Genomic DNA, 24,393 nt, shown 5'->3' with positions numbered 1-24,393 from the left:
TTCCCTTCGACTGCAGATTTTCAAAACAGCGTCGATAACCTCTACAAGGCTTGACCGAATGCATAGTTTTTTGCCGACAGGCGGTTATGTATTGCTGTAAAACCGATGATGGCAATTGGCCTTGTTTGCGTCATCATGCATGCACTTCAATGTTTCTGTGCCAAGGCAGGCTGCTCTTTCAGCTCATTTCCTGCGGATCGACCATGGCTTGGATTTTTCACTCGTTACTTCGTACGGCGCTGTTGCTGGCTGTGGCCGGCCCCGCATCGGCGGCGACGCTTGAGGTGTTGGCCCAGCAGGTCGACGGTCAGCCTGTTGCCGATGCCGTGGTCACCTTGCACGGCCCTGCGCAGGCGCCGCAAGGCGTGCTCAAGGCGGATATGGACCAGCGCGGTCAACGCTTCGCGCCCCATGTACTGGCAGTGCACACCGGTACCCAGGTGCGCTTCCCCAACAGCGACAATATTCGCCATCAGGTGTATTCGTTCTCCGCTGCCAAGCGCTTCGAACTGCGCCTTTACGAAGGCACGCCCACTGACCCGCTGCTGTTCGACAGGCCCGGCGTGGTGGTGCTGGGCTGCAATATCCATGACTGGATGCTCGGCTATATCTACGTCACCGATGACCCACGTTTCGGCGTCAGCGATGCCCAGGGCCGTGTGCGCCTGGAACAGTTGCCGGCCGGTGACTACCACCTCACCGTGTGGCATCCGCAACTGGCAGATATGCAGCCGTTGGATGGCGGCACCTTGCACATGCCTGCTGCCGGACTCAGCCACCGTGTGACGTTGAGCCTGGAGCCCGCACCGGCGGATTTGCCGCCGCCGCCCAGCGCCTTTGGCGATGCCTTCAATCGAGCCGCCCATGAAACTGCGCAGTAGCTTCCAGGCGCGGGTCGCCTGCGTGTTGATCGTGCTGTCACTGGTGGTGATCGGCGCGCTGTATTTCAGCGTCAAGGCCGCCACCCGCTCGGCGGTCCACGGCCAGGCCCTGGCCCAGCTGGACGTGGGCACGCGGGTGTTCGAGCGCTTGCTCGACACACGCGGTCGGCGCCTGGCCGATGGCGTGCAGTTGTTGGCGGCCGACTTCGGTTTTCGCGATGCGGTCGCCAGTGGCGATTCGGCAACCCTGCGCTCGGTGCTGCTCAACCACGGCAAGCGCATCAACGCCAGCGACATGATCCTGCTGGGCATGGACGGAAAAGTCCTGGCCAGCACCCTGGAGGACGTTCCGGAGGGCTCGACCTTTCGCTACGACCAGGCCCTGCGCGAAGCCCGGCGCAATCGTCAGGCGATGCTGATGGTGCCGTTGCAGGGCGAGCCGCATCTGTTGGTGGAAGCTTCGGTGCTGGCGCCGTTGCCTATCGCGCGGGTGGTAATGGGGTTCAGCATGGACGCGGCATTTGCCGATGAGCTGCGTTCGTTGAGCAACCTGGAAGTCTCGTTCCTGGCGATTGATCATGACCGCCCCGGCGAGCTGGTCAGTACCCAGCCGCAAGCACTGCGCCAGAGCATCAGCGCGCTGATGCTGGGCGACTCGACGCGGCGTGGGGTGTCCACCACCGATCACCTTGAGCACCGCTTCCTCAGTCAATCGCTGGTATTGGCCAGTGATGAAAACGGCAAAGTCCTGGCCCTGCTGCAAAGCCCGCTGGATGCAGCGATGCAGGCCTTTGTGCCATTGGATGAAAAGATTCTCGGGATTGCCCTGGTCGCGCTGATCGCTTCATTGATCGGTGCCTTGCTGCTGGCGCGCACGGTGTCGCGTCCGGTGCAGGCCTTGGCGCAGGCGGCCGAACGCATCGGCAGCGGCGACTATCAGACCCCGGTGGTGCTGGCGCGCAGTGATGAACTGGGGCGCCTGGCCCTGGCGGTCAACGCGATGCAAAACGGCATTGCCGAGCGCGAACAACAGCTGGCGCACAATGCCTTGCATGATCGCGTCACCGGCCTGCCGAACCGTGCGCTGGCCATGGAACGCCTGGGCAGTTCGATTGCCCTGCAACGCCCGGTGGCCCTGATCTACCTGGGCATCGACAACCTGCGCGCCGCCAGCGAAACCGCCGGCCCCGAAGCGGTGGACCAACTGCTGATCACGGTCAGCCAGCGCCTGCAAGCGGCGTTGCGCCCCGGCGATACCGTGGCGCACCTGATCGCCGACGAATTCCTGCTGCTGCTCGAAGGGGCAGGCAGCGACGAAGCGGTGGGCATGGCCGACAAACTGCAACAGCTGCTGCTGCGTCCCCAGCGCATCAACGGCCATGACCTGGCGCTGGATTGTCGCCTGGGCATCGCGGTGTACCCGGTCGATGGTGAAAGCCCGCACACCTTGCTGGAACGCGCGGCCATCGCCATGAAGGACGCCGCGCAAATGCCCGGCCGCCTGCAAATCTACGAGCAGGGCCGCGACCTGGCGCACCGCCGCCAGATTACGCTGATCCGTGACCTGCGCCACGCGGCCAACCAGGGTCAACTGTTGCTGCACTACCAGCCCAAGCTGGATATCCGCCAGGGCCATGTGCGTCAGGCCGAAGCGCTGTTGCGCTGGCAGCATCCGCAGTTCGGCATGGTCTCGCCGGGGGAATTCATCCCGCTGGCCGAACGCTCGGGCAGTATCCAGTTGCTGACCCAATGGGTGATCGAGCAGGGCATTCGCCAGTTGTGCGAATGGAACCGGCGCGGCCTGTCCTTGCAACTGTCGCTGAACATCTCGGCGGACGATCTGCTCGGCGATGAGCTGGCCCACCGGGTCTCGGCATTGCTGTGTCGCTATGGTTTGCCGGCCGAACAACTGCTGTTTGAAATCACCGAAAGCGCGGTGATGCGTGAGCCGGAAAAAGCCCTCAAGGTGCTCAACTTGCTGCGCGATTGCGGTATCGGCCTGTCGGTGGACGATTTCGGCACCGGCTATTCGTCACTGGCGCACCTCAAGCGCCTGCCGGTGCAGGAGTTGAAGATCGACCAATCCTTTGTGCGCAACCTCGATGAAACCAGTGAAGACGCAGTGATCGTGCGCTCCACCATCGAGATGAGCCACAACCTGGGCCTCAAGGTCGTTGCCGAGGGCGTCGAATACGCCCACAGCCTGCGCCTGCTGGAGCGCTGGCAGTGCGACACAGCCCAGGGTTACCTGATCAGCCGGCCGTTGAGTGCCGACGCCTTCGAAGCCTGGATGGCCTTGCCGCTCAGTGCGCAGACTTCCCTGGTTCATTGAGTGACATGACCGTGCGTTTTTCTTTCCTGATCGGTTGCCTTGGCGCACTGGCCCTGCAAACGGCACTGGCCGACAACGGCCGCCTGATCGCTACCGGTGGCGCCAGCAGTATCGAAGGCACGGCGGGCGGTGGGATCACACCCTGGGCAGTGCTGGCCGGATACGGCGAACAGCACGAATGGGGCGCCACGGCGTTCGCGACCACGGTCAACCTGCCGGATTATCGGCTGGACGTGGCCGGGCTGGCGCTGGCCTATGACAACCGCGTCGAGGTGTCTTTCGCCCGCCAGCGCTTCGACCTCGGCAGCCTGGTGCATAAGCTCAATCTGCCCGAGGACAACCTGGGCCAGGACGTGCTCGGCCTCAAGGTGCGCCTGTTCGGTGATGTGATCTACGACGCGCTGCCCCAGGTTTCCCTGGGCCTGGAATACAAGCACCAGACGAACTTTGATATCCCCAGCCTGGTGGGCGCCAGGCGCGACAGCGACGTCGAAGGCTACCTGGCCGCCAGCCGCCTGTTCATGGGCGCCGCGTTTGGCTACAACGTGCTGGTCAACGGCAGCCTGCGCTACAGTCGGGCCAATGAAACCGGCTTGCTCGGCTTTGGCGGCGACCGCCGCGACAGCCGCAGCCTGCTCAAGGAAGGCTCGCTGGCGTTGCTGCTCAACCCGCGTTGGGCGGTGGGCGTGGAGTACCGTGAGAAGCCCGACAACCTGTCGTTTGCCGGCGAAAGTGATTGGGCGGATCTGTTCGTGGGGTACTTCCCCAACAAGCATGTGTCGTTTGTATTGGCTTATGCACGGCTTGGCGAAATCGCCACGCTGGACCACCAGAACGGCACGTATTTGTCCGTGCAGGGGAGTTTCTGATGCGCTGTCTACCGCTGGTTTTCGTCCTGCTGCTCAGCGCCTGCGCGCAGCAACCGCCCAAGGACGACAGCCTCTATCGCGACCTCGGCGCCATGCCCGGCATCACGCGGATCGTGGAGGGCATGTTGCTCAACATCGCCCGGGATGATCGTATCGTCGAGCGCTTCCGGCGCATTGATATCCAGCGCCTGCGCAACAAGCTGATCGAGCAGTTCTGTGTGGAGGCGGGTGGGCCGTGCACCTACACCGGTGACAGCATGGCCGAGAGTCACAAGGGCCAGAATGTGAGCCGCAGTGATTTCAATGCGTTGGTGGAGGACTTGATCAAGGCGATGGACAGCGAGGCAATTGCGGTGCCGGTGCAGAACCGCTTGATTGCGCGGTTGGCGGTGATGCGCGGTGAAGTCATAGAACACTGATAAAAAATGCGGGAGGGGGCTTGCCCCCCTCCCACAGTGACAGTTCTGTTGCCGGTGTCGCTTATTCCGGCAGTTTGAACGCCATCACATAGTCACCCTGCTTGGTGCCCAGGGAACCGTGACCGCCGGCCATGACCAGCACGTACTGCTTGCCATCCTTGCCGGTGTAGGTCATCGGGGTGGTCTGCGCGCCGGCTGGCAGGCGACCTTCCCACAGTTGCTTGCCGTTTTTCACGTCGTAGGCACGCAGGTACTGGTCGAGGGTGCCGCTGAGGAACGCGACGCCACCGGCGGTGGTGAAGGTGCCACCCAGGCTGGGCACGCCCATGGTCAGCGGGACCGGAACCGGCGAGCTGTCACGCACGGTGCCGTTCTTGTGCATCCAGATGGTTTTGTGGGTGGTCAGGTCGACCGCGGCCACATAACCCCATGCCGGTGCCTGGCACGGCAGGCCCATTGGCGACAGCAGGGCTTCGAGGATCACGCCGTACGGCGCGCCTTTGTTTGGCTGCACGCCTTCGGTTTCGCTGACGCGCGGGCCTTGCTTGGCGATGTCGGCCGCCGGGATCAGCTTGGACTTGAACGCCATGTAGCTCGGGTTGACGAAGGCAATCTGACGCACCGGGTCGACGGAAATGCCACCCCAGTCGAACACGCCGAAGTTGCCCGGGTACACGATCGAACCTTGCAGCGATGGCGGGGTGAACGCACCGTCGTAGCGCATGGATTTGAAATCGATGCGGCACAGCAGTTGGTCGAACGGTGTCACGCCCCACATGTCACGCTCTTTGAGCGGCGGCGGCATGAAGTTCAGGTCCGACTTCGGCTGGGTTGGCGAGGTGTGGTCGCCCGCGACGGCGCCTTGCGGCACGGCCACTTCGTGGATCGGCACCACGGGTTGGCCGGTGGCACGGTCCAGCACGTAGATGCTGCCTTGCTTGGTCGACGCCATCACCGCCTGCTTCACGCCGGCTTCGGTCTTGATGTCGATCAGCGACGGCTGGCCGCCTACGTCCATGTCCCACAGGTCATGGTGAGTGAACTGGAAGGTCCACTTCACATGGCCGCTGTCGATGTCCAAGGCGGTCAGGCCGGCGCTGTATTTTTCCGAGTCTTCGGTACGGTCGCCGCCGTATTGGTCGGGCATCTGGTTGCCCATCGGCAGGTACAGCATGCCGAGTTTTTCATCCACGGCGAACATGGACCACATGTTCGGCGAGTTGCGGGTGTAGGTCTTGCCTTCGGCCAACGGGGTAGTGTCGTCCGGGTTGCCACTGTCCCAGTTCCACACCAGCTTGCCGGTGTGCACGTCGAACGCGCGGATCACGCCGCTGGGCTCGTCGGTGGAGACGTTGTCGGTGACGTGGCCGCCGATCACCACCAGGTTCTTGGTGACGGCCGGTGGCGAGGTGGAGTAGTAACCGCCTGGGGCGAAGCTGCCGATGTTGGCACGCAGGTCGACCTGGCCTTTGTCGCCGAAGTCTTCGCACATCTTGCCGGTGTCGGCGTTGAGGGCGATCAGGCGGGTGTCGGCGGTTGGCACGAAGATGCGTTTCGGGCAGGCGTTCGGTGCGGCGGCCGGGCTGGCGCTGCCGGTCGGGCTTTGCTCGGAAGCGTACACGGCGTCATCGTGATACGACACGCCACGGCAGGTCATGTGTGCCCAGCCCTTGAAGTTCTCGGCACCCTGGCTGCTGATCTTCGGATCGAAGCGCCAGATTTCCTTGCCGGTGTCCGGGTCGAGGGCAATCACCTGGCTGTGCGGGGTGCACACGTAGAGCATGCCGTTGACTTTCAGCGGGGTGTTTTCCGCGGTGGTCTCGCCTGGATCATTCGGGCCAGGGATGTCACCGGTGCGGTAGGTCCACGCCGGCACCAACTTATGGGCGTTTTCCGGGGTGATCTGCGCCAGCGGCGAGTAACGGTCACCGTAGGCCGAACGGCCGTAGGAGTTCCAGTCGCCATCGGCCTGGGACGGCGCGGCGCTGGCCATGCCTGGCACCGCGTCGCGGTCCAGTTGGCCGGTCTTGACCATCTCACCCGGGTTGGTGAACTGGCTGGCCAGGGCGGTAGCACCTGCCAACACCACGGCGACGCTCAGCGCGCCAGTGCCCAGTGGGGCAGGCTGGCCGCGCAGTAACGGACGGCGGAACCACGGCAGCAGCATGACGATACCCAGGGCGAACAGCAGCGCCAGGCGCGGCACCAACTGCCACCAGTCCAGGCCGACTTCCCACAGCGCCCACACGGTACTGGCGAACAGCACCAGTGCGTACAGGCCCAGCGCGGCGCGGCGGGTGGCCAGCAACAGGATGCCGGTCAGGGTGATGCCGATACCGGCCAGCAGGTAGTACAGCGACCCGCCGAGCATCGTCAGCTTGATACCCCCGGCCAGCAAGGCCAGGCCCATGATCAGCAGCAAGACGCCTAGCAACCTGGGCAGCAGGCGGCTTCGGCTCGAAGCACCATCAGTGCTCATAGTGTGTTTCTCCGTGACGTTGGAATTATGTGACCCCGTGCTTCACTGTAGATGACGATTCGGCACGGGCTTGGTTCAGCGTTAATTCGGTTTTTCTGGGGATAAGTGGGGTTATCCACAGAGGGGCGATTTATCCCCAGGCGCAGCTCGGGGTAAGACAGCGCTGTCTTTGCAGGTGGGAATAATCAGCAAGATGAGGTCGACCGGGGGCGTGAAACGTTTCAGTTTGTTGCGGCAAGGATAAAGGGAGAGGGCGTCGAGAGAAAGCGTAAATCGCAAGATGCATCATTTCAGATTTGGTAACAGTGACAGATAGTCGCTGCAACGTTGGCTTCATGAAGCCCTGCCCTGTGGCGAGCGGGCTTGTTGTGGCGAGCGGGCTTGCCCCGCGTTGGGCTGCGAAGCAGCCCCCTGTCAATTCACCGCATTCTTTGAGAAAGACTCAGTGACTGGTTTTGGGGCTGCTGCGCAGCCCAACGCGGGGCAAGCCCGCTCGCCACAACAAGCCCGCTCGCCACAGCAGACCAACAGATTGGATTTGCGGGGTTTTTTAGAAGGTGGTGCGGATGCCGAACTGCACGCTGCGCCCCGGTGCCGGGGCAATATCGCGCAGGATCGAGCTGGCATAGCGCACGGTCTGGTTGGTCAAGTTCTCGCCGTTCACGAACGCCAGCCACTGGCTGCCACCCATATTGAAGTGATAACCCATGCTTGCGCCGAGCGTAGTGTAGCCATCGGTGCCGCTTTCGTTATCCGGCACGCGACCCTGGCCCGCCGCGTGTTCCACATCGATACGTGCCTGCCAGCGGTCCAGTTCCCACAGCAAGCCGCTGTTCAAGCGCAAAGGTGCGATACGCGGGAGGGCTTCGCCGGTGTCGAGGTTGGTCGCACGGGTGTAGTCGCCTGACAGTTCCAGCGCGAACTTACCGTAGGCGCTTTCGCCAAGTTTCCAGTGATCCTGGGCTTCAAAGCCGGCGAAGCGTGCCCGCACGCCAGAGTACTTGTACTCAGGGATACCGCCCGCGTCTTCTTCGCCTTCATCGTTCAGCGTGCGACCGCTGCCCAACAGCCCGATGTAGTTGGAGAAGCGGCTGTAGAACACCCCGAAGCTGCCCTTGTGGGTGCCATTGTCAAAGCGCAGCGCCAGGTCGCTGGACACGGCTTTTTCTTTTTTCAGGTTGGCATCCCCCAGCTCGTAGGTGCCGGTGGCGACGTGGGCGCCGTTGGCATACAGCTCGTAGAAGGTCGGTGCACGCTCGGTGTAGCCCAGGGTGGCGGCCAGGGACCACACGGGTGTGAGGGTGTAGACCGCACCCGAAGACAAGCTGCCGGCGGTGAAGTCATTGGATTTGTCGGCATTGGCAAAACGCGCGTTGCCCTTGGCATCCGGGTCGACGCTGGTGTGTTCCAGGCGCCCGCCGAGGCTGAGTTTGAGGCGCTCGGTGGCCTGCATTTCTTCGAGGATAAACAGCGCGCCGGCGTTGGTGTCGGTCTGCGGCACGAAGGCCTCTTCGCCGAGGGCGGAGAACTCGTTGCGGGTCACTTGCGCGCCCACCACTCCATCGAACGGGCCAAGCGGCTGGTGGCGGGCTTCTATCCGGGCTTCATACCCCTTGTTCTTGAAGATCGTACCGGTTTCGCCACCTTCGATTTCGCGGTGCTCGTAGTCGGTGTAGCCCGCGTCGAGTTTCACCGAGGTGAACGGACCCTGCAGGTTGCGGATCTCCGAAGCGAAGGCGTAGTGATCCTGCTTCATGCGGATGCGCACATCCTGTTCGGCAGGGGAGCCGTAGTTGGCGTCGTAGTTGCTGTAGGACAACCCGGCATAGCCGTCGTCCCAGGTATAGGAACCGCCCACGGCACCGCCGTCCTGGCGCCCGTCGCTGTTGCCCAGGCGGCCATTCTTGCCGGGGGCGTCGTCGGTTGCCGGGGCGTGGCGGCTGCGCGCCTGACCGGGGATTTTCAGGTCGTTGAATTCCCGCGCGTTGGCGTCCAGGTGCAAGGCGAACGTGCCGTTGCCAGCCTCCAGTTTGCCGGCGCTGCTGCGCGTGGTGTCGGCGCCGCCGTAACGCAATTCACCGGCACCGTGGATGCCTTCGATGGCTTCGGTGGGGATGCGGTTGTCAAAGGTGTTGACCACGCCACCGATGGCGCTGCCGCCGTACAACAGCGCCGCCGGGCCGCGCACGATTTCAACGCGATCCACGTTGACCGGATCGAGCGGCACCGCGTGGTCGTAGGACAGCGACGACGCATCCAGCGCACCCACGCCATTGCGCAGGATGCGAATGCGGTCGCCATCCTGCCCGCGGATGATCGGCCGGCTGGCGCCCGGGCCAAAGTACGACGACGACACGCCTGGCTGCTTGTTCAGGGTTTCGCCGAGGCTGCCCTTTTGTTGCAGGGTCAGGTCATCGCCTTCCAGCACGGTGGTCGGCGAGGCGAGCTGCTCGCTGCCCAGCGGGTTGCCGGTGATGACTTGGGGTTGCAGCTCCAGGGCATGGGCTTCGGAGCCGATCAGCAGGGCGGCGGCGAGCGGGGACAGGCGCCATAGGGAAGAGAAGAGCATTGGGCATTCCTTTGTAAAGCAACGAAAAGATTTGAGATTTATGGTTACAATATAACATCTCTTTTTCGCTGAAAACGGGAACTTTTTTGATCGTGCTAAAGTGCGCAGCTGTGTGTTCTCTTTTCTAAAGGCCTGGCATGACCGCGACAAGCAACGACCCTCTCCACGGCGTGACCCTGCAACACGTCCTCACCACCCTGGTGGAGCATTACGAATGGGCCGGCCTGGCCGAACGCATTGACGTGCGCTGCTTCAAGAGCGATCCGAGCATCAAGTCGAGCCTCACGTTCTTGCGCAAGACCCCGTGGGCGCGGGAAAAAGTCGAAGGGTTGTACGTGAAACTGATGCGTACCAAACGCCCGCTGGACTGATCCCATGAAGCGGTTTGTGGCTGCGGCGGCGCTTGCTGGTTGGGTGGGGTTGGTGATTCAGCAATACCTGATTTTCTATTCGCGCTGGGAATCCGGCGCCAGCCTGATGGGCGGGCTGGTCAACTTTTTCAGTTTCTTCACCGTGCTCACCAACACCCTCGCGGTGGTGGTGTTGAGCTATGCGCTGGTGAGGCGCGATTCAGCCGCGAAGCGGTTTTTCCTCGCGCCCGGCATCAGCAGTGGGATCGCCGTGAGCATCCTGGTGGTGGGCCTGGCTTACAACCTGTTGCTGCGGCATCTGTGGCAACCCGAAGGCTTCCAGTTCATCGCCGACGAGTTGCTGCACGACGTAATGCCGGTGCTGTTTTTTATCTACTGGTGGCAGTGCGTGCCCAAGGGCAACCTGCACCTCAGGCACATCGCCGGCTGGGTGATTTACCCGCTGGTGTACTTTGCCTATGTGCTGCTGCGGGGGGATTTGCTCGGGCAGTATCAGTACCCGTTCATTGATGTGGGCACCCTTGGTTATCCACAGGTGTTCGTGAATGCGGGGGGTATTCTGGCGGGGTTTGTCGCGATTGCAGCGGCAGTGGTGGGGCTGGACAAGCTCATCAAGCCCCAGCCCTGATTCATTCTTCGTCGCTGCCTTCGGCGCGCCAGTAACCGACGGCCTTGAGGAACTCCTCCTTGACCTGGTGCGTGTCCAGCAGCACGCGGCGCACCTGGCGCGACAGCTTGGTTTCGGTGGCGACAAAGCTGTACAGCGAGCCACTCGGCAGCGTCAGTTTGCGGACGGTGTCGAGCAGGTCGTCCTGGCCGCGAATCACCCAGATCACCTGAACGTCGGCCGCGCTTTGCAGCGCCTGCTTTTCGGCTGTATTGGCGATCTCGATCACGGCCAGCACGGTGCGCCCGGCCGGCAACTCTTCCAGGCGGCGAGCGATGGCCGGGATGGCGGTTTCATCGCCGATCAACAGGTAGCTGTCGAAGATATCCGGCACGATCATCGAGCCCCGTGGCCCACCGATGTACAGGTGTTGGCCGACCTGCGCCTGCTCGGCCCAGGTAGACGCAGGGCCGTCGCCATGCAGCACGAAGTCGATATCCAGCTCACCGATGCTCAGGTCGAAACGCCGTGGCGTGTAGTCGCGCATGGCCGGTTGCGGCCCGTCGCCCTTGATGGCGAACGTCGGGCTTTCCAGCGCGGCCTGTTCGGCGGCGTTCTGGGGGAACAGCAGCTTGATGTGATCGTCACTGCCCAGGCTGACAAACCCGGCCAATTCTGGCCCGCCCAGGGTGATGCGACGCATGCGCGGGGTGATGTCCACCACCCGCAGCACCTGCAGGCGGCGACGTTTGATTTCGTGGGTAACGCGATGGATGGTTTGCGTATTCATTGGTTTTCCCCGTCGACAATGGCCTGGGCGGTGCTGTTGAGCAGCGCCGCGACACGCACGATTTCTTCCGGGCTCCAGCGCCCGTGGTGCGAATGCAAGGCATGGCGCAGGTTGTGCACCGCCTCGTGGATTTCCGGCGGTCGGTCCTGGCCGCGCAGCGCGCGCTTGCTCACGTCCATGCGCAGGCGAATACCGTCGAGGGCAACCGTCTGCTCGCTTAAGAAGAGACGACCGGCGTCGGTGATTGTGTAGCGTTTTTTCCCGCCTTCGGTGTCGCCGCTGATCAGCTCGCTTTCTTCAAGAAAGGTCAGCGTGGGGTAGATCACCCCGGGGCTGGGGCTGTAGGCGCCGTCGAACAGGCTTTCGATCTGACGGATCAGGTCATAGCCATGGCAGGGCTGTTCGGCGATCAGCGCCGGCAGCAGCAATTTCAGATCGCCTGGGGCAAAGACCCGCGGGCCGCGGCCACCGCGTTCGCGACCGCCGCGTTTTTCGAAGCCGTCGTGGCTGTCGTGGTGAGGGTGTCCTCTCATTGCGCTTCTCCTGTCGTGGTTAGATACAACGTAAGATATATCTTATGACTAGGGCAAACGCACCCGACCAACGGCACGCAAGGCATTACGAGCCTGAAAAGCAGGCTGAAAGTTTCGAGTTATTCAACTCTGTATAAATAGAGTAACTACTCAAGTAGTCAGTGGTGTTCTCTTACACGCGTTGTCGGTACGCGAATGTTGGAGTTTTTATGCGCATGTCGTATTGTTCTTACATACTTGTTCGGTGCGTAATTATTCTCGTTTATTATCAAGTAGTCTTTTTCTTACAGGTGATTTTAAAGTTTTGGCAAAATGCCACTTTTTTCCCATATTACTAGGTGTGTCTCGGCTACATGAAGTAGAGAAGCGGACTGCTTACTTGAACTTTTATTTTGAGAATACTTGTTGGGCATAAGGCGAGACGGTGCGTTCGTCAATGCAAGTTGTTGAAAAGTTTGCGTAATGCAGGTTTTTAATGACTTCACTAAATTGTTTTTAACCAACAGGTATATCGCTATGTTGAAACAACTTTCCGTCGCGGCCGCTCTGGTCGCGGTCGCCTTGAATTCGTCCCTGGTCGTTGCCGCCGATGACGCGCGCACCGCCATCAACATCAAGGCCGACATCCCGACCAAGCAGTTTCATGCGCAGCCACGGGACCCGAACTTCGGTAAAGACGAAACCATGAACTACAACCCGGTGAGCGGTGAGCTGAGTTCCCTGCGCGCCACGTTCGACGTGAAAAACACCGACGGTTCGGTGCATGCCTACATCGAAGGCGGCCCGACGTCGGCCGCGCTGTACAACGGTTCCAACAGCATTGCGCTGACCAACACCTTCAACGGCGTCACCCTGACTGGCACCCCGCAGGAAGTGGTGGACGACCCTCAATCCACCCCGGGCACCCAGGCCGACCTGGTGATCACTCCGGCCAAGCCGACAGACACCCAGAATGGCCTGTACACCGCCAGTTACACGGTGATCTTCGACGCCGTGCCGCGTACGCCGAATCCGTAACCGACGCGGAGCACCCCTGGCCCCGTGATCGCGACGATCACGCGGGCATTGACCCAAGGTCGGTTGCCGGCAATGGCTGCCGACCTTGTCAAGCAGCCCTGACTGTGCGTATTTACGAGTATTCCGTTCATGTTTTCGAAGACGCCTATTGCGGGCGCGCTGGCGCTATTGATGTGCGCCGGCGCCCTGGCCGCGCCGACAGCGCCTGGCACGACGCCGGGCAGTTTGCTGTCACAGTCCAAGGGATTGCCAAACGATTTCGAAGAGCACTTTTTTGACGTGCCCTTGGCCGTGCGCGTGGAACTGGACCAACAGTTTCTCGGCGAGGCCATGATTGTGCTGGATCGCAATGACCGTATTACCTTACTGGAATTCACAGACGCCAACGACAGTCCCTTCGCGGCTTCAGAACGGGCCAAGTGGCAGCAACTCCTGCAACAGGGCATGACCCTTGGAAGTTGCGAAAGAAGTTGCCCAGAGCAACTCCTGGCGATGCACTACAGCCTGGAAAACTCATTGGTCTCGATCCTCACCGAGAACGTCGAGCGCACCACGCAGACCAAGCGTTATTACGACCAGCCGGAGGCCGGAAGCCTGGGCCTGATCGTCAATAACCAATTGAACCTCAATGGTGGGCAGGATGAAGCGTTGGGCGGCCGTTACGGCCTGGAAGCCAGCGCCAGCGTCGGCAATTGGACCCAGGCACTGAACCTGCAACTGTCGCGTTTCGGCGGCACCGATACCACGCTGTACCACGCCGTGCATGAGCTTTACAGCCAGCGTGAAATGGAAGGCAACTTCCTGCGCCTGGGTTACTTCACCCCTGGCTCCGATGGCCTCACGCGGCAGGTCCGCTCATTCGGCGCCAACCCCGACACCGCCGTGGGCCTGATGTACGGCAGCTCCGACAGCCTGCTGATCAACAACCCCAAGCCCAGCGTGTACCCGATTTACGTCACCGCCAGCCGCCAGGCGTCGGTGGAGATCTACCGTAATGGCCTGTTGATCAATAGCCAGCCGGTGGCGGCGGGCCTGCAGACCCTCGACACGCGCTCGCTGCCGGGGGGCATCTATGAAGTCGAAGTGCGCCTGATTGAAGACGGGCTGACCACGGCCACCACCCAGGAACTGGTGTACAAACCCAACAACTGGCGCAATGCCGACGAACGCTGGCGCTATAACACCTTCGTCGGTCGGGAAACCAAGCTGCTCAGTAACTGGGACGAACAGGCCACCGGGTTCGTGACCTACGGCGCCAGCGCCAACTACCTGGCCCATCCACGGGTGATCCTGGGCCTGTCCGCGCGCAAAGTGCGCGAGAAGATGCAATACGGCACGTCCATCGACTGGACCCTGGCCAACAGCACCAGCCTCTACGCCAACGTCTACCAGACCCAGGACCATGGCACCGGCCTGGATATGCAAGGCCTCTACAGCTACGGGCACGGCAGCGTGGTACTCAGCCACAACCGCAGTTGGCTGGACACCCGCCGCACCTACGAGATCCTCCCCGACGGCACACGGCTGCGGCCGCGGACCACCTTTATCGGCCAGACCAGCAACTCGTCGCTGTCGATCAACCATCGATTGAGCAACAAGAGTTCGATCAACTCGCGCCTGTCCTACAGCCAGGGCAACATCGAAGGGCTGGGCCTGGACCTGGGCTGGAACCAGCGCGGCAAGTTTCTCGGCAGCGACGCCAACTGGCGTTTTTCGGTGTTCGATCGCCCGGCCACCTCCAGCACCGGCGACAAACGCAACGTGGGCGTCGACGTGAGCGTCAGCCTGGCCCTGGGCGGGCCCAACGAGCAATGGTCCGCAAGCCTCGGTACGCGCACTGCCCGTGACGGCAGCCGCGACAACAATGGCTCGCTGACCTACCAGCGCACCCTGGACGATCACGTGCTGCAAAGCGTGTCGGCCACGGCGATTGCCGATACTTACGGCGTCGGGTTGTCCGGTCGTACCAGCTTCCAGACCGATGCGCTGTACGGCGATGCCTTTGCCCAGCGTTCCTCCTTCAACAACAAGATCACCGGTGGCTTGAACCTGAGCAGCACCGTCGCGGTGGGCGGGCAGAAAGTTGCCCTGAGCAGCCAGCCCCAAGGCCACGGCGCCGGGATGATCGTGGACGTGGAGACCGACCTGGACGACATCACCCTGCGCGCCGACGACCTTACCGGCGGCAGCAGCACCCTGCGGCCGGGGCGCAACTTCGTGCCCATCACCGCCTACAAGAACAGCACCCTGAGTTTCGACTTCGAGGGCAACCATCCACCGGCGGCCAACATTCAGCCGGCGCGGTCCAGCTACCACTTGAACAAGGGCGGGGTGGGCTACCGCAAGATCAGCGTGATGAAAACCGTCACGGTGCTCGGTCGCCTGCTGGATGCCCAGGGCCGGCCGCTCAAGGGGCACCACGTGATCAATCACGCCAGTCGCGGGGTCAGCGAGGTCGACGGGTTCTTCTCCATGGAGATGAACGCCAGCTCGCCCACCCTGGAAGTGCGCTACGCCAACCAGTTGCTCTGCCAGTTCCGCCTTGACCCCAGCCAGGCGCGCCAGGAGAGCGATGTGCTGATGATCGGTGACCTGCGCTGTACCCCCGACACCCTGGCCGAGGCCACCCTGGGGACGGCAACAGCGGGTTGAATAGTTCCTGGATAAATGGCCGCGCTTGGCCGCTTGTAAAACATGAGGTTGTGGCATGAAACGTTTTTGGTTGTTATGCGTATGTCTTTTCTCCCTGGGGGCCCAGGCGGGCCCGCAGATCAACGTAGGCGTGGTGTACGACTACCTGGAGGCGGGTAAGAGCACCTATATGAAACGGGTGTTCAATGGCGGCACCTCCACGGCATTCGTCAAGGTCAACATCCTGGAAATGATCTACGACGCCGATGGCTCCTACCGTGAAGTACCGTTGCAGAACCAGCCCGGCGCCGCTGCGCGCGATGGCCTGATGGCCAGCCCAGCGCGGCTGATCGTACCGGCCAACGGCACCCAGGGCACGCGCCTGCTGTTCATGGGCAACCGTGACAAGGAACGCTACTTCCGCGTGCGCTTCGTACCGGTGGTGCCCGAGACCGAAGACGAGTTCGCCGTCACCGAAGAAGAGCGCAAGCAATACAAAGACAGCCTGGCCGCTGGCGTGCGCGTGCTGGCGGGTTACGGCACGGTGTTTTTCGTACGCCCCAGCAACGTGCGGTTTGACACCCAGGTGCGTGACGAAGGCAAGCGCTACACCTTGGTCAACAAGGGCAACAGTGTCGTGGTGGTCGATGAATTCAAGGACTGCTCGGCGGCCAATACCCTGGAATGCCGGCCGACGGTCAAGCACCACATCATGGCCGGTCGTTCCTATGGATTCGATAAAGAGCCTGGCCGCTCCTACCGCTTCAGCCTGATCGAAGGCAGCGAGAAAAAACCGATGGAGGTCAAGGGGTGATCACACTCTTCAAGACGCTGGCATTCGCCTCGCTCAGTGCCATTTGCGTGTTGCCCTCGGCCCGCGCGGCGGTAGAGCGGGAAACCTTCGAGGTGTTCGTGGAAATCCCCACGGCGCAGTTTTATGTGCTCCCGGTGGATCCGACCCTGGTGCAGCGCGACCAGCCGCTGGATTACAACCCGGTGTCATCGCAACTCAAGCCGCTGCGTGCGCAATTCGATGTGAAAAACGTCAGCGGCGCCATTGGCGCACGGCTGGATGCCGAACCGTTTCTGTTCAACGGCAGGGAGCGTATCGACCTGCGCGTGACCTTCAACAATCAAGAGCTGGGCCTGACCTCCAGCGAAGTGGTGTCCAGCACCGATGCCGCGCCGGGCAAGCGCGTGGCTTTGGAAATCGCCGCGATCAAACCGGCGGATGACTACGCCCCGGGTAACTATTACGGCACGGTGCACATGGTGTTCGATGCGCTGGCGCCGGGGGCGAATCCATGAGGTATTTACGTCATATCCAATGGGGCCTTGGCCTGGTTCTCACGCTGGTTGCGAGTGCAGCCCAGGCCGGTTCCGCCGAGGTCCGTGCCGAATTCCGTCCCGACCCCAGCAACCCGATGGTCAACCGCTTTACCAACGTCACGCCCAGTACGGGGTTCTGTAAGCACTTCGTTAATTACTGCGAGCCTAGAGGCTGGTTCAGTCTGGACATGCCCATCGGCCCAAGGCCGCAAACCACTGGCGGACCGGTTGCCGCCAACCACGCCGACCCGCGTCAGGGCGTATACCTGAAGGTTCCGTCCGAATGGCGAACCATCACGGTCACCAGCGCTGCTGGCGACAGCAGTCAGTTGGAGGTGCGTATCTCGGGGATCGGTGGCACCGAGCGTCACGGCGGGCATGTGACGCTGATCACCAATGGTGGAGACTACGAACAATTGTGGAGTACCGGACGCTGGCATAAAGCGCCGGCACCGTGTATCCCCACCGGAATGATCAATGGCACCGCTTACTGGGTCCAGTGGCTCTGGCATGTGCCGGAAAATGCGGGCGCCTGCGCCACCCAGGCGCTGTTTGATCTGCCCTATATGGATTTCCCCGACCTGTATTTCACTTACGAGCTGCGTACGCCCAACCCATTGGATATGCCCGCCGGGATTTACCGTGGCAGCCAGCTCTACACCGTAGGCCCGGGGATGGACTTCGATTTCGGCGACCGCGTCGTTCCGTTCGACAACGTCGCCATCCTGGACTTCGTACTGGATGTGGACCATATCCTCAAGGTCGAGGTGCCCCCCGGTGGCAATCGCGTACAGCTTGAGCCTCAAGGGGGGTGGCAGGCGTGGCTGCAAAACGGGCGCAAACCGACCCGGTTGTACCGCGACCAGACCCTCAACCTGTGGACCAGTACTCAGTTCAAGATGACCCTGGAGTGCGGGGCGCCCATGGGCAATTCCTGCAGCGTAAGCAACGGTACGCATCAGGTGCCGCTGGACATCGCTGTCACGTTGCCCGCAGGTTTGAGCGATGCCTCCGGACGTCCGGTCAACCGCTTGCCCCTGCGCCTTGACGGCAGTGGCAGCGAGCTGTTTAAACCGACCCGCTTTGTCGACCGCAAGCCCAGCACGCTGCACTTTTCCATTCAATCCGAGGGGGTGGCGCAGATGCTCGAACACGGCAGCGGCAGTACCTATGCAGGCACAGCCACCGTGATCTGGGATTCGGAGGTTTAAATGAGTCACTATTGGATCAGCAGACTGATTCTGGCATCCGGGCTGACGGCCGCGTTGATCAGCCCTTTGGCCAGCGCACTTACCCAGGACATCACCGCCAAGTTCCGCCCCGACCCGTCCAACCCGACGGTCAACGAGTTCGTCAACACCACGCCCCAGAGCGGCATTTGCCCGGGGCATATCCCGGGGCATTGCAACGCGCTGGGGATCTTCACCATCCGCACCAACGCCTTCACGGCCGAGGCCAACGGGCCCATTCCCGCAAACCACCCCAGCCCCCGCCAGGGGGCCATGTGGAAGGTGCCTTCGGAGTGGCGTGCGGTGCAGGTCACCCATACCGAAACCGGGCAGACCGATACGGTACAGATGCGCATCGCAGGCATCGGCCATCGCTGGAACAGCCGCCCCGGCGTGAGTGCCTGGGGGCAACCCGGCTTGCCTTGGAGCAGCGCGTGGCGGGATGCGCCCAGCCCTTGTCGCGGCATCAACTATTTTGCCGCTGGAACCAACTTCGTGTTGTTCTTCTGGCTGGTCCCGGAAAACGCTGGCGTGTGTCACCGGGTGCCTTCCACCACCATCGACTGGTTCAACTACAGCAATATGGAGTATGCCTACGGCCTGAAAACCCCGAACCCGTTGGCCATGGCGCCGGGTGAATACACGGGCAGCATCAGTTATGTGCTAGGCCCGGGTGGGGATTTCGATTTCGGCGATGTGATGATCCCCAACGATAACGTCCTGACGTTCAACTTCACCCTGACAGTGGACCATCACCTGCGCGTACAGGTGCCGCCGGGCGGCAACCGGGTGCAATTGGAACCCCAGGGCGGCTGGCAGAACTGGCTGCAGAACGGGCGCAAACCGACGCGCCTGGCCAGGGACCAGACCGTCAGCCTGTGGTCGGGCGGCCCCTTCAAGATGACCCTGGAGTGCGGGCAGCCGCTGGGCAACACCTGCAGCGTCAGCAACGGCACGCACCAGGTGCCGCTGGAGGTGGCCGTCAGCCTGCCGGCGGGTTTGTATGACAGTGCCGGGCGGCCGGTCAACCGCTTGCCGCTGCGCCTGGACGGCAGCGGCACCGAGCGCTTCCAGCCGCGCATCTACATCTACCGGCAACCCAGCACCTTGCACTTTTCGGTACTGGCCGACGGTGTGGCACAGATGCTCGAACACGGCAGCGGCACCACCTATTCAGGAACGGCTACGGTGGTCTGGGACTCCGAAGTCTGAGGGCGCGGCCTCGCTTTGCAGCGGTCCCAGCGCGTCGCGGGTCAATTGTCGGCGCAGGGCCTTGTGGGCCTGCCCCACGTCTTCCAGCCAGCGTTCATAGGTTGCCTGGCTGACGGGGGCGTCGGTCAGCACGCTGGCACGGGGCACGCCCAACGCGTCGGCCAGGGTCTCAACGCTTTGCCGCGAACCCTGGCCCTGCACCCAGGCGTGCTGGGCCTGCAGCAAGTCGTCCAGGCGTGCGGCTTTGTCCTGATGGACCTGGGTGTTCAGCGCCAGCGCTTCGGCGTGAGTGGCTTCCAGGTACCGGTCCCAGAACTCGACGTTCAACAATGCATCCACCCGGCCGTCGCCGGCCTCGCTCTCGATGACGGCCTTGTAGGTCTTCTCGATCAGTGCGGGGTTCACCGACGCGGTGACACGATAGACCATATGTTCGGCCAGCCAGGGCAAGTGCAGGCGTGCCTTGAGGGCGGTCTGCAACGCCGTGTGTACCTGCACTTCATCCACGCTGCCCGGTACGCCATCGATCACTTCGCTGGTCAGTCGCAACCCGAGCCCACCCTGGTCAATCGGCGCCAGTCGGTGCGCCACTTCCTGGCGGGCCAGGGCGGTGACGCGGCTCAGGCGTGCGGCCTGCCAGGCCAGGTGCGCCAGTCGCCGGGCAAAGGCGCCTTCTTCCAGGGCCGGGCGCGCAGCGTAGGCCTCGTACACCAGGGTCTGCACGCCCAGGCTATTGAACACCTGCGCACCCGCATCGGCGCAGTTGGCGGGCGCGCTGGCCAGGGTGAAGAAGCGCCTGCGCAGCGCTTCATCGGCGTGCATCGCGTCGAGCATGCGCCAGACGTTCAGGCTCAGCGCCCGCCGGTTGGCCAGGTACGCGGCCCGATCGCCCTCGGTCTCGAAGTAGTTGGGCGTCTGCAGGCTGCGGATCACTTCGAAGAAACCCTGGGAGCCGTGTTCCTGTTCCAGCTCGTCCCATTGGCGCTGACGCGATGGACCCTGTTCGGCCGGCAGGTCCTGCAGCCAGAACGCGCTGTCCTGTTCGCCACGCGGCGGGTAGGTGCGATAAGGGTCGAGGCCGGCGCCAAGGCGATAGCTGACCATGCGTTCTTCGTCGTCCAGGCCGAGCTGGTTGCGGTCCAACCGCGTGCGCGCCACCAACAGCGCCTCGGCTTGCCAGGGCAGAAACTTCGGCACGCTCTTGATCGGGCTGTTTTGCAGGTCGAGCAGGAAATCCTCGGGCCGTGGCTGTTCGAACAACCCTTGCGGCCACTGCGTCAACTGCGTATTCGTCAGGTACAGCTCGCGCAGGTCGGGCATGCCGCTGATGTCCGGTGGCTCGCGCAGCAGGCGGTTGTAGGACAGGTCCAGCACCTTGAGGCGGCTGAGGGTGTTGAGTTGGGCCAGGGAATGGGCGTCCCATTGCAAGGGGTTGGCGCTCAGCCCCAGTTGGGTTAGGCGTGGCAGAGTGGTGAGTGTTTCCGGCAGCCGCGTCAGGCGATTCTGCGCCAGCTCCAGAGTGATGAGGTTTGGAAACAATTCCAGGAACCTGGCCTGCGCATCGCCCAGTCCGGTGTCGCCAAGGTTCAGACTGGTGATGTGTTTGAGCGGTGTGCGCAGTGTCGGCATATGCAACAGGTAGGTACCCAGCGGCCAGCCTTCCAGGTCCAGGCGGCTGCCTGGCTGGCGCTCGCCAAACCCGTCGCGGTAGCCACTTGCCGATTTCTCCCAACTGCGCCGCAAGGCCTGGGACAGTTGAGAGCGCACCAGTCGCTCGGCGGTTTGTTCTTCGATGTTGCCCTGATGCCGGCTCGTGGGGGCCTCCACCCATTTCTTCAGGTCCTTGGCCAGCTGCTTTTTCTCCCGCTCCAGCTCACGCAGCGCCGTGAGGCCATCCGGTGAGTCAAACGCTTGCACCTGTTCCTGCACCTTTGCCGCGCTCAATCCCGGGTACAAGGCTTTGACGCGTTCTTCCACCGAGCCTGGCGACAGCCCCAGCAGCTTGCTCGCCCATTTGAACCTTGGCGCCTGCACCAGGCGCAGGGTCTCGCGTTCGGGCGGCGCGCCGATGGGGTCGGCGAGCACTCGGCAGCGATCCTCCAGCGGTACCAGGCGCTCCATCAACCAGTTGCGCAACGCCGGGCCGTCGGCGGCGGCGTCGCCCATCGCGGTACGCGTTGGCCTGGGCAGGGCGTTGAGCAATGCGCTGTAAAAGTCACTGGCGGGGTGCAGGCTCTGGTGAGCGCCGTCGTAGACCGCGTACTGGCCGTCTTCGCGATGTACCAGGATACGCCGGGCGTCGCCGCGACCCGCCTCGGCGCGCACTGCACCGCCGGTGGACTGGCTGCGCACTTGCAAGTGCAGCGCGGCGAGGGCCGGGCTGTGTTGCTCAAGCGCACCGAGCATCATGCGCTCGCTGTGCTCGTTGAGCAGCGGCGCGGCGTGGAAGCCTTCATACGCGTGAGTGGCCCGGGCTTGCAGTTGGAGTGCGCGCCCGAGGCTTTTGAGGCGCAGAGGCAAGTGATGGCCGTGGGTCATGAGCGCCCGTTCGTCCGGGCGCGCTTGTTCCAGCAGATATTCGACCTGGCTTTTGGGCAGTTCGGGGAACGCCTCGCGGACCCGCAGCGCCGTTGCCTGGTTCACGCTCTCGCTGTGCTGGTAGAGGTAGTCGAACACTGCCCGTTGACGTACGGCGAGCTGATCGGCCAGGCGCTGGCGCAATGCATCGATACGCGCCGCCCGTGTCTGCGGCAAGGGGCCGGCGAGGGCCTGGAGTTGCGCTTCGTTGAGAACGTCGAGCAGGCGCGGCGCCAGCTCGCCCCTGTTCAGGGCCTGGCGGCTGATCGGCAGCACGGCGTTGGCGTCGGTGGCGCCGTAACGCAGGGGCGCGCCGCCGAGGTCATCTTCTTCGTACACGTCAATCGCCTGGTCCGCTGGCCATTGCGGCAGTTCGGTGGCCAAGTGAGGGCTCCAGTAGGTGTCATCATCCACCGCCTCGCCGACCTTTAAACGGTGGGCCAGGCGCTCCGTGTGCTGCCTCAGCCGCCAGCGCTTGAGGCTGTCGGCCAGGCGCGGAGAGGGGGCTGCGTTGTCGCGATGCAGCGCACGCAGTTCGTTGTACTCGGTGCCACTGGTCTGGCGCAGTTGTTCCAGTTGCGCCGCGTCCAGGTCATTGACGCTGTGACCCAGGCGCCGCATCAATTGGGGGTCGTCCCAGGTCCTGGGGTCTTCGGCCTCGTGGGTCCAGGCACCCTGGCCGTTGTGTTGCAAACGCGGTGCGTAGGCGTCGGGGCGGCTGGGGTGTTGGATACGGTGGCCGGCGTCGTCGAGCCTGACTTCATAGTGCTCGCCGTCCAGGGGCAGCACGCTGCGGCCTGCGTGGGTGTGCAAGCCCAGCGCGTCGGGTGCCGAATCGCCGGGCAGGCCGGGGGCCTTCAACGCGTAGGGGCGCAGGTCGGGGTTCCACAAGCGCGGTTGACCATTGTGTTCGATGGCCTGCAGTTGATCGACGAAGGGCGAAGGGATGAGCTTGACCAGTTGACCGCCGATGTGAAACGCACCCAACTGCACCACTTCGTTGACCACGCCGACCAGGTGCGTGGCCGCTTCCCTGGCCTGGCCTTCGGCAAGGTCCACCACACCTTCGACCACTTCATCGAGCAACTGGTAGGCGGTGTAGGCCAGCATCAGCTCACCCAGCCACGGCACGAAAGGTGTGACCACCAGCAAGGCGGCGTTGAAGATCTCGCTGAGCACGCGGCTGAAATTATCCCACCAGGCCCAGCGGGCGCGGCTGTCGCTGTCGGCGGTGGATACCACGATGTCGCGGGCGTCATTGAAGATCTTGTCGAGGCCGCGTTGCAGGCGATGGCGCCACAGGTCGCCGTCGATGGGCACGGCGGCGTATTGCAGGCGCGGCTGGTCCACCGGCGTGTCCCGCCAGGTAGGGCGCGTGTCCAGCGGATCGGTGCGGCGATACCACTGGACGCGGTTCAGGCGTTGTTCGAGGTTGGCGAAAAAGTGCCCGCGCTGTTGCTGGTCGACGAATTGGCTGAAGAACTGGCGATACGCGGCGGTGCGCAACTTATCGGTCAGCGCTTGCATGAACGCCGCGCTGCTGGGGTATGCCATCAGTGGTGCCTGTGGGTCATGGGGGATATACGCCAGTACCGGCACGGTGACCGTTGCGCGCTCAAGGTCGGCGGCGATCAGCAGGATGCCGGTCAGGCGCGAGTCCATCATCTGCAACTCATAAAACTGCAGCACGCCTCGCTCGCCGTTGAGGGCGCGTTGCAGCACATGGAAACTGGCGGCGTCGATGGCGTGCGTGAGCAAGGCGTGGTGGGCCGCGGCGTTCAGGGCGGCTTTCTGGCTGGCGATGAGCGCATCGTGCAGCGCGGCCAGTTGCGTTTCGTCGGTGGGCAGCAGGTGCTGTTGCAGGTGGCGCTGGTACTGGGCACCCAGATCCAGTTGTCGGCACAGGGCGGTGAACTGCGCAATGCTCATCTGCTGCTTGAGGGGCTTGAGGGTGAAGTGACCGCGGGCGTCGGGCCGGCTGGTGTAGCTGGAGTCGTCGGTGAAGTGCTCATCCTTGGCAAAGTTGTGCAGGGCGGCGTCCAGCAGAGACACACTGCGGCTGGTGACACCCTGGATGAACGTGCCCTTGACGCTGTACAGGAACAGGAAGGTGTCCCGGACGCTGGCGTCCACGCCGTATGTTGTCTTGAGCGCCTGGGTCAGCAACGGCTCGGCGAAGGCATAGACGTCCTGGACCTGTTCGAGGCGCTCATCCACCGTGTTCTGGGTGACCCATGCCTGGGCGTTGGCCGTCTTGAGGCTGGCGTGAGCCTGAGGGGGCGCGCTGTGATACCAGGACGCGAGGTCCAGGCGGGCCTTGCTCAAGGCTTCAGCTCTGGCCGGCGAGGTTGCGAGCAGCCATGGCGGGATCTTCTGTTTGATCAATTCATAGTGCGGGCCTTTGTCTGAGTGGAGGGACGACGCGGGCGCGGGCTGCGGTGGCGGGTGCATGGCAGATGACCTTGAGGTGTAGAAAAGGTCGTCAGCCTAGGTGCCCTGGGGTGGGGGCGAGGCAGTAGATAGTTGAAGTCGCCTGCGCTTTATTCCT

The 24,393-nt window shown here is 62.9% G+C and carries 17 protein-coding genes; 12 read left to right on the top strand and 5 right to left on the bottom strand.

Annotated elements, in window-relative coordinates:
• The first annotated feature begins 203 nt into the window (after positions 1 to 203).
• The 4 genes from BMX59_RS01770 to BMX59_RS01755 are packed head-to-tail and all read left to right on the top strand — an operon-like array spanning position 204 to position 4,501.
• Positions 204 to 881: a methylamine utilization protein gene (locus tag BMX59_RS01770; RefSeq protein WP_093119539.1), complete on the top strand. Its 678-nt coding sequence runs from the start codon at positions 204 to 206 to the stop codon at positions 879 to 881.
• Positions 865 to 3,213: a putative bifunctional diguanylate cyclase/phosphodiesterase gene (locus BMX59_RS01765; protein ID WP_093119536.1), complete on the top strand. Its 2,349-nt coding sequence runs from the start codon at positions 865 to 867 to the stop codon at positions 3,211 to 3,213. Before BMX59_RS01770 ends, BMX59_RS01765 begins: the two co-directional genes overlap by 17 nt.
• A gap of 5 nt (positions 3,214 to 3,218) precedes the next feature.
• Positions 3,219 to 4,082, top strand: a complete 864-nt coding sequence (locus BMX59_RS01760; protein WP_093119533.1) for a DUF3034 family protein — start codon at positions 3,219 to 3,221, stop codon at positions 4,080 to 4,082.
• Positions 4,082 to 4,501: a group I truncated hemoglobin gene (locus BMX59_RS01755; RefSeq protein WP_093119530.1), complete on the top strand. Its 420-nt coding sequence runs from the start codon at positions 4,082 to 4,084 to the stop codon at positions 4,499 to 4,501. The genes BMX59_RS01760 and BMX59_RS01755 overlap by 1 nt, the downstream gene beginning before the upstream one ends.
• Positions 4,502 to 4,562: 61 nt before the next feature.
• Here the strand turns inward: BMX59_RS01755 and BMX59_RS01750 are convergent, their stop codons facing one another.
• Entirely contained in the window at positions 4,563 to 6,980 is a 2,418-nt protein-coding gene (locus BMX59_RS01750) for a glucose/quinate/shikimate family membrane-bound PQQ-dependent dehydrogenase (RefSeq protein ID WP_093119528.1), read from the bottom strand.
• A gap of 550 nt (positions 6,981 to 7,530) precedes the next feature.
• A complete protein-coding gene (locus BMX59_RS01745; protein ID WP_093119525.1) occupies positions 7,531 to 9,549 on the bottom strand; it encodes a TonB-dependent receptor in 2,019 nt (672 codons plus the stop codon).
• A 137-nt stretch (positions 9,550 to 9,686) separates the two neighbouring features.
• Between BMX59_RS01745 and BMX59_RS01740 the strand changes: the two genes are divergently transcribed.
• Both BMX59_RS01740 and BMX59_RS01735 read left to right on the top strand, forming a co-directional pair.
• Positions 9,687 to 9,920 (top strand): VF530 family protein, encoded by a 234-nt coding sequence (locus tag BMX59_RS01740; RefSeq protein ID WP_048720273.1) that lies wholly within the window; start codon positions 9,687 to 9,689, stop codon positions 9,918 to 9,920.
• A gap of 4 nt (positions 9,921 to 9,924) precedes the next feature.
• Positions 9,925 to 10,548, top strand: coding sequence for a Pr6Pr family membrane protein (locus BMX59_RS01735; protein ID WP_093119522.1), 624 nt, complete (start codon positions 9,925 to 9,927; stop codon positions 10,546 to 10,548).
• A gap of 1 nt (position 10,549) precedes the next feature.
• On the opposite strand, the gene BMX59_RS01730 is transcribed toward BMX59_RS01735, so the two are convergent.
• Both BMX59_RS01730 and BMX59_RS01725 read right to left on the bottom strand, forming a co-directional pair.
• On the bottom strand, positions 10,550 to 11,317 hold the full coding sequence (locus BMX59_RS01730) for a siderophore-interacting protein (RefSeq protein WP_093119519.1): 768 nt from the start codon (positions 11,315 to 11,317) through the stop codon (positions 10,550 to 10,552).
• Complete coding sequence (locus tag BMX59_RS01725; protein WP_071488665.1) at positions 11,314 to 11,850, bottom strand: PadR family transcriptional regulator; 537 nt, start codon at positions 11,848 to 11,850, stop codon at positions 11,314 to 11,316. The genes BMX59_RS01730 and BMX59_RS01725 overlap by 4 nt, the downstream gene beginning before the upstream one ends.
• 516 nt (positions 11,851 to 12,366) lie before the next feature.
• Between BMX59_RS01725 and BMX59_RS01720 the strand changes: the two genes are divergently transcribed.
• The 6 genes from BMX59_RS01720 to BMX59_RS01695 all read left to right on the top strand — a co-directional run bounded on the left by BMX59_RS01720 (position 12,367) and on the right by BMX59_RS01695 (position 19,268).
• Entirely contained in the window at positions 12,367 to 12,867 is a 501-nt protein-coding gene (locus tag BMX59_RS01720) for a CS1 type fimbrial major subunit (RefSeq protein ID WP_092241001.1), read from the top strand.
• 129 nt (positions 12,868 to 12,996) lie between these two features.
• The gene (locus tag BMX59_RS01715) at positions 12,997 to 15,519 is read left to right on the top strand and encodes a CS1-pili formation C-terminal domain-containing protein (protein ID WP_093119515.1); all 2,523 of its coding nucleotides are present in this window, start codon (positions 12,997 to 12,999) and stop codon (positions 15,517 to 15,519) included.
• Positions 15,520 to 15,574: 55 nt separating this feature from the next.
• Positions 15,575 to 16,312: a pilus assembly protein gene (locus tag BMX59_RS01710; RefSeq protein ID WP_071488668.1), complete on the top strand. Its 738-nt coding sequence runs from the start codon at positions 15,575 to 15,577 to the stop codon at positions 16,310 to 16,312.
• Positions 16,309 to 16,806, top strand: coding sequence for a CS1 type fimbrial major subunit (locus BMX59_RS01705; protein ID WP_371914358.1), 498 nt, complete (start codon positions 16,309 to 16,311; stop codon positions 16,804 to 16,806). Before BMX59_RS01710 ends, BMX59_RS01705 begins: the two co-directional genes overlap by 4 nt.
• Positions 16,803 to 18,038 carry a hypothetical protein gene (locus BMX59_RS01700; protein ID WP_175486653.1) on the top strand — a complete coding sequence of 412 codons (1,236 nt, stop codon included), beginning with the start codon at positions 16,803 to 16,805 and terminating at the stop codon, positions 18,036 to 18,038. Before BMX59_RS01705 ends, BMX59_RS01700 begins: the two co-directional genes overlap by 4 nt.
• Positions 18,039 to 19,268 (top strand): hypothetical protein, encoded by a 1,230-nt coding sequence (locus BMX59_RS01695; RefSeq protein WP_092241005.1) that lies wholly within the window; start codon positions 18,039 to 18,041, stop codon positions 19,266 to 19,268.
• On the opposite strand, the gene BMX59_RS01690 is transcribed toward BMX59_RS01695, so the two are convergent.
• Entirely contained in the window at positions 19,230 to 24,296 is a 5,067-nt protein-coding gene (locus tag BMX59_RS01690) for a dermonecrotic toxin domain-containing protein (RefSeq protein ID WP_093119512.1), read from the bottom strand. The genes BMX59_RS01695 and BMX59_RS01690 overlap by 39 nt on opposite strands.
• Positions 24,297 to 24,393: the final 97 nt, after the last annotated feature.

This window comes from Pseudomonas sp. NFR09, assembly GCF_900111535.1.
Taxonomy (GTDB): domain Bacteria; phylum Pseudomonadota; class Gammaproteobacteria; order Pseudomonadales; family Pseudomonadaceae; genus Aquipseudomonas; species Aquipseudomonas extremorientalis.
Note: the sequence above shows the minus strand (reverse complement) of the source record. Positions and strands in the feature narration are given on the sequence as shown.

Excerpts from the sequence above, each read along its gene's own strand:
- BMX59_RS01770 (WP_093119539.1), top strand. The coding sequence starts at position 204 with ATGGCTTGGATTTTTCACTCGTTACTTCGTACGGCGCTGTTGCTGGCT.
- BMX59_RS01765 (WP_093119536.1), top strand. The coding sequence starts at position 865 with ATGAAACTGCGCAGTAGCTTCCAGGCGCGGGTCGCCTGCGTGTTGATC.
- BMX59_RS01760 (WP_093119533.1), top strand. The coding sequence starts at position 3,219 with ATGACCGTGCGTTTTTCTTTCCTGATCGGTTGCCTTGGCGCACTGGCC.
- BMX59_RS01755 (WP_093119530.1), top strand. The coding sequence starts at position 4,082 with ATGCGCTGTCTACCGCTGGTTTTCGTCCTGCTGCTCAGCGCCTGCGCG.
- BMX59_RS01750 (WP_093119528.1), bottom strand. The coding sequence starts at position 6,980 with ATGAGCACTGATGGTGCTTCGAGCCGAAGCCGCCTGCTGCCCAGGTTG.
- BMX59_RS01745 (WP_093119525.1), bottom strand. The coding sequence starts at position 9,549 with ATGCTCTTCTCTTCCCTATGGCGCCTGTCCCCGCTCGCCGCCGCCCTG.
- BMX59_RS01740 (WP_048720273.1), top strand. The coding sequence starts at position 9,687 with ATGACCGCGACAAGCAACGACCCTCTCCACGGCGTGACCCTGCAACAC.
- BMX59_RS01735 (WP_093119522.1), top strand. The coding sequence starts at position 9,925 with ATGAAGCGGTTTGTGGCTGCGGCGGCGCTTGCTGGTTGGGTGGGGTTG.
- BMX59_RS01730 (WP_093119519.1), bottom strand. The coding sequence starts at position 11,317 with ATGAATACGCAAACCATCCATCGCGTTACCCACGAAATCAAACGTCGC.
- BMX59_RS01725 (WP_071488665.1), bottom strand. The coding sequence starts at position 11,850 with ATGAGAGGACACCCTCACCACGACAGCCACGACGGCTTCGAAAAACGC.
- BMX59_RS01720 (WP_092241001.1), top strand. The coding sequence starts at position 12,367 with ATGTTGAAACAACTTTCCGTCGCGGCCGCTCTGGTCGCGGTCGCCTTG.
- BMX59_RS01715 (WP_093119515.1), top strand. The coding sequence starts at position 12,997 with ATGTTTTCGAAGACGCCTATTGCGGGCGCGCTGGCGCTATTGATGTGC.
- BMX59_RS01710 (WP_071488668.1), top strand. The coding sequence starts at position 15,575 with ATGAAACGTTTTTGGTTGTTATGCGTATGTCTTTTCTCCCTGGGGGCC.
- BMX59_RS01700 (WP_175486653.1), top strand. The coding sequence starts at position 16,803 with ATGAGGTATTTACGTCATATCCAATGGGGCCTTGGCCTGGTTCTCACG.
- BMX59_RS01695 (WP_092241005.1), top strand. The coding sequence starts at position 18,039 with ATGAGTCACTATTGGATCAGCAGACTGATTCTGGCATCCGGGCTGACG.
- BMX59_RS01690 (WP_093119512.1), bottom strand. The coding sequence starts at position 24,296 with ATGCACCCGCCACCGCAGCCCGCGCCCGCGTCGTCCCTCCACTCAGAC.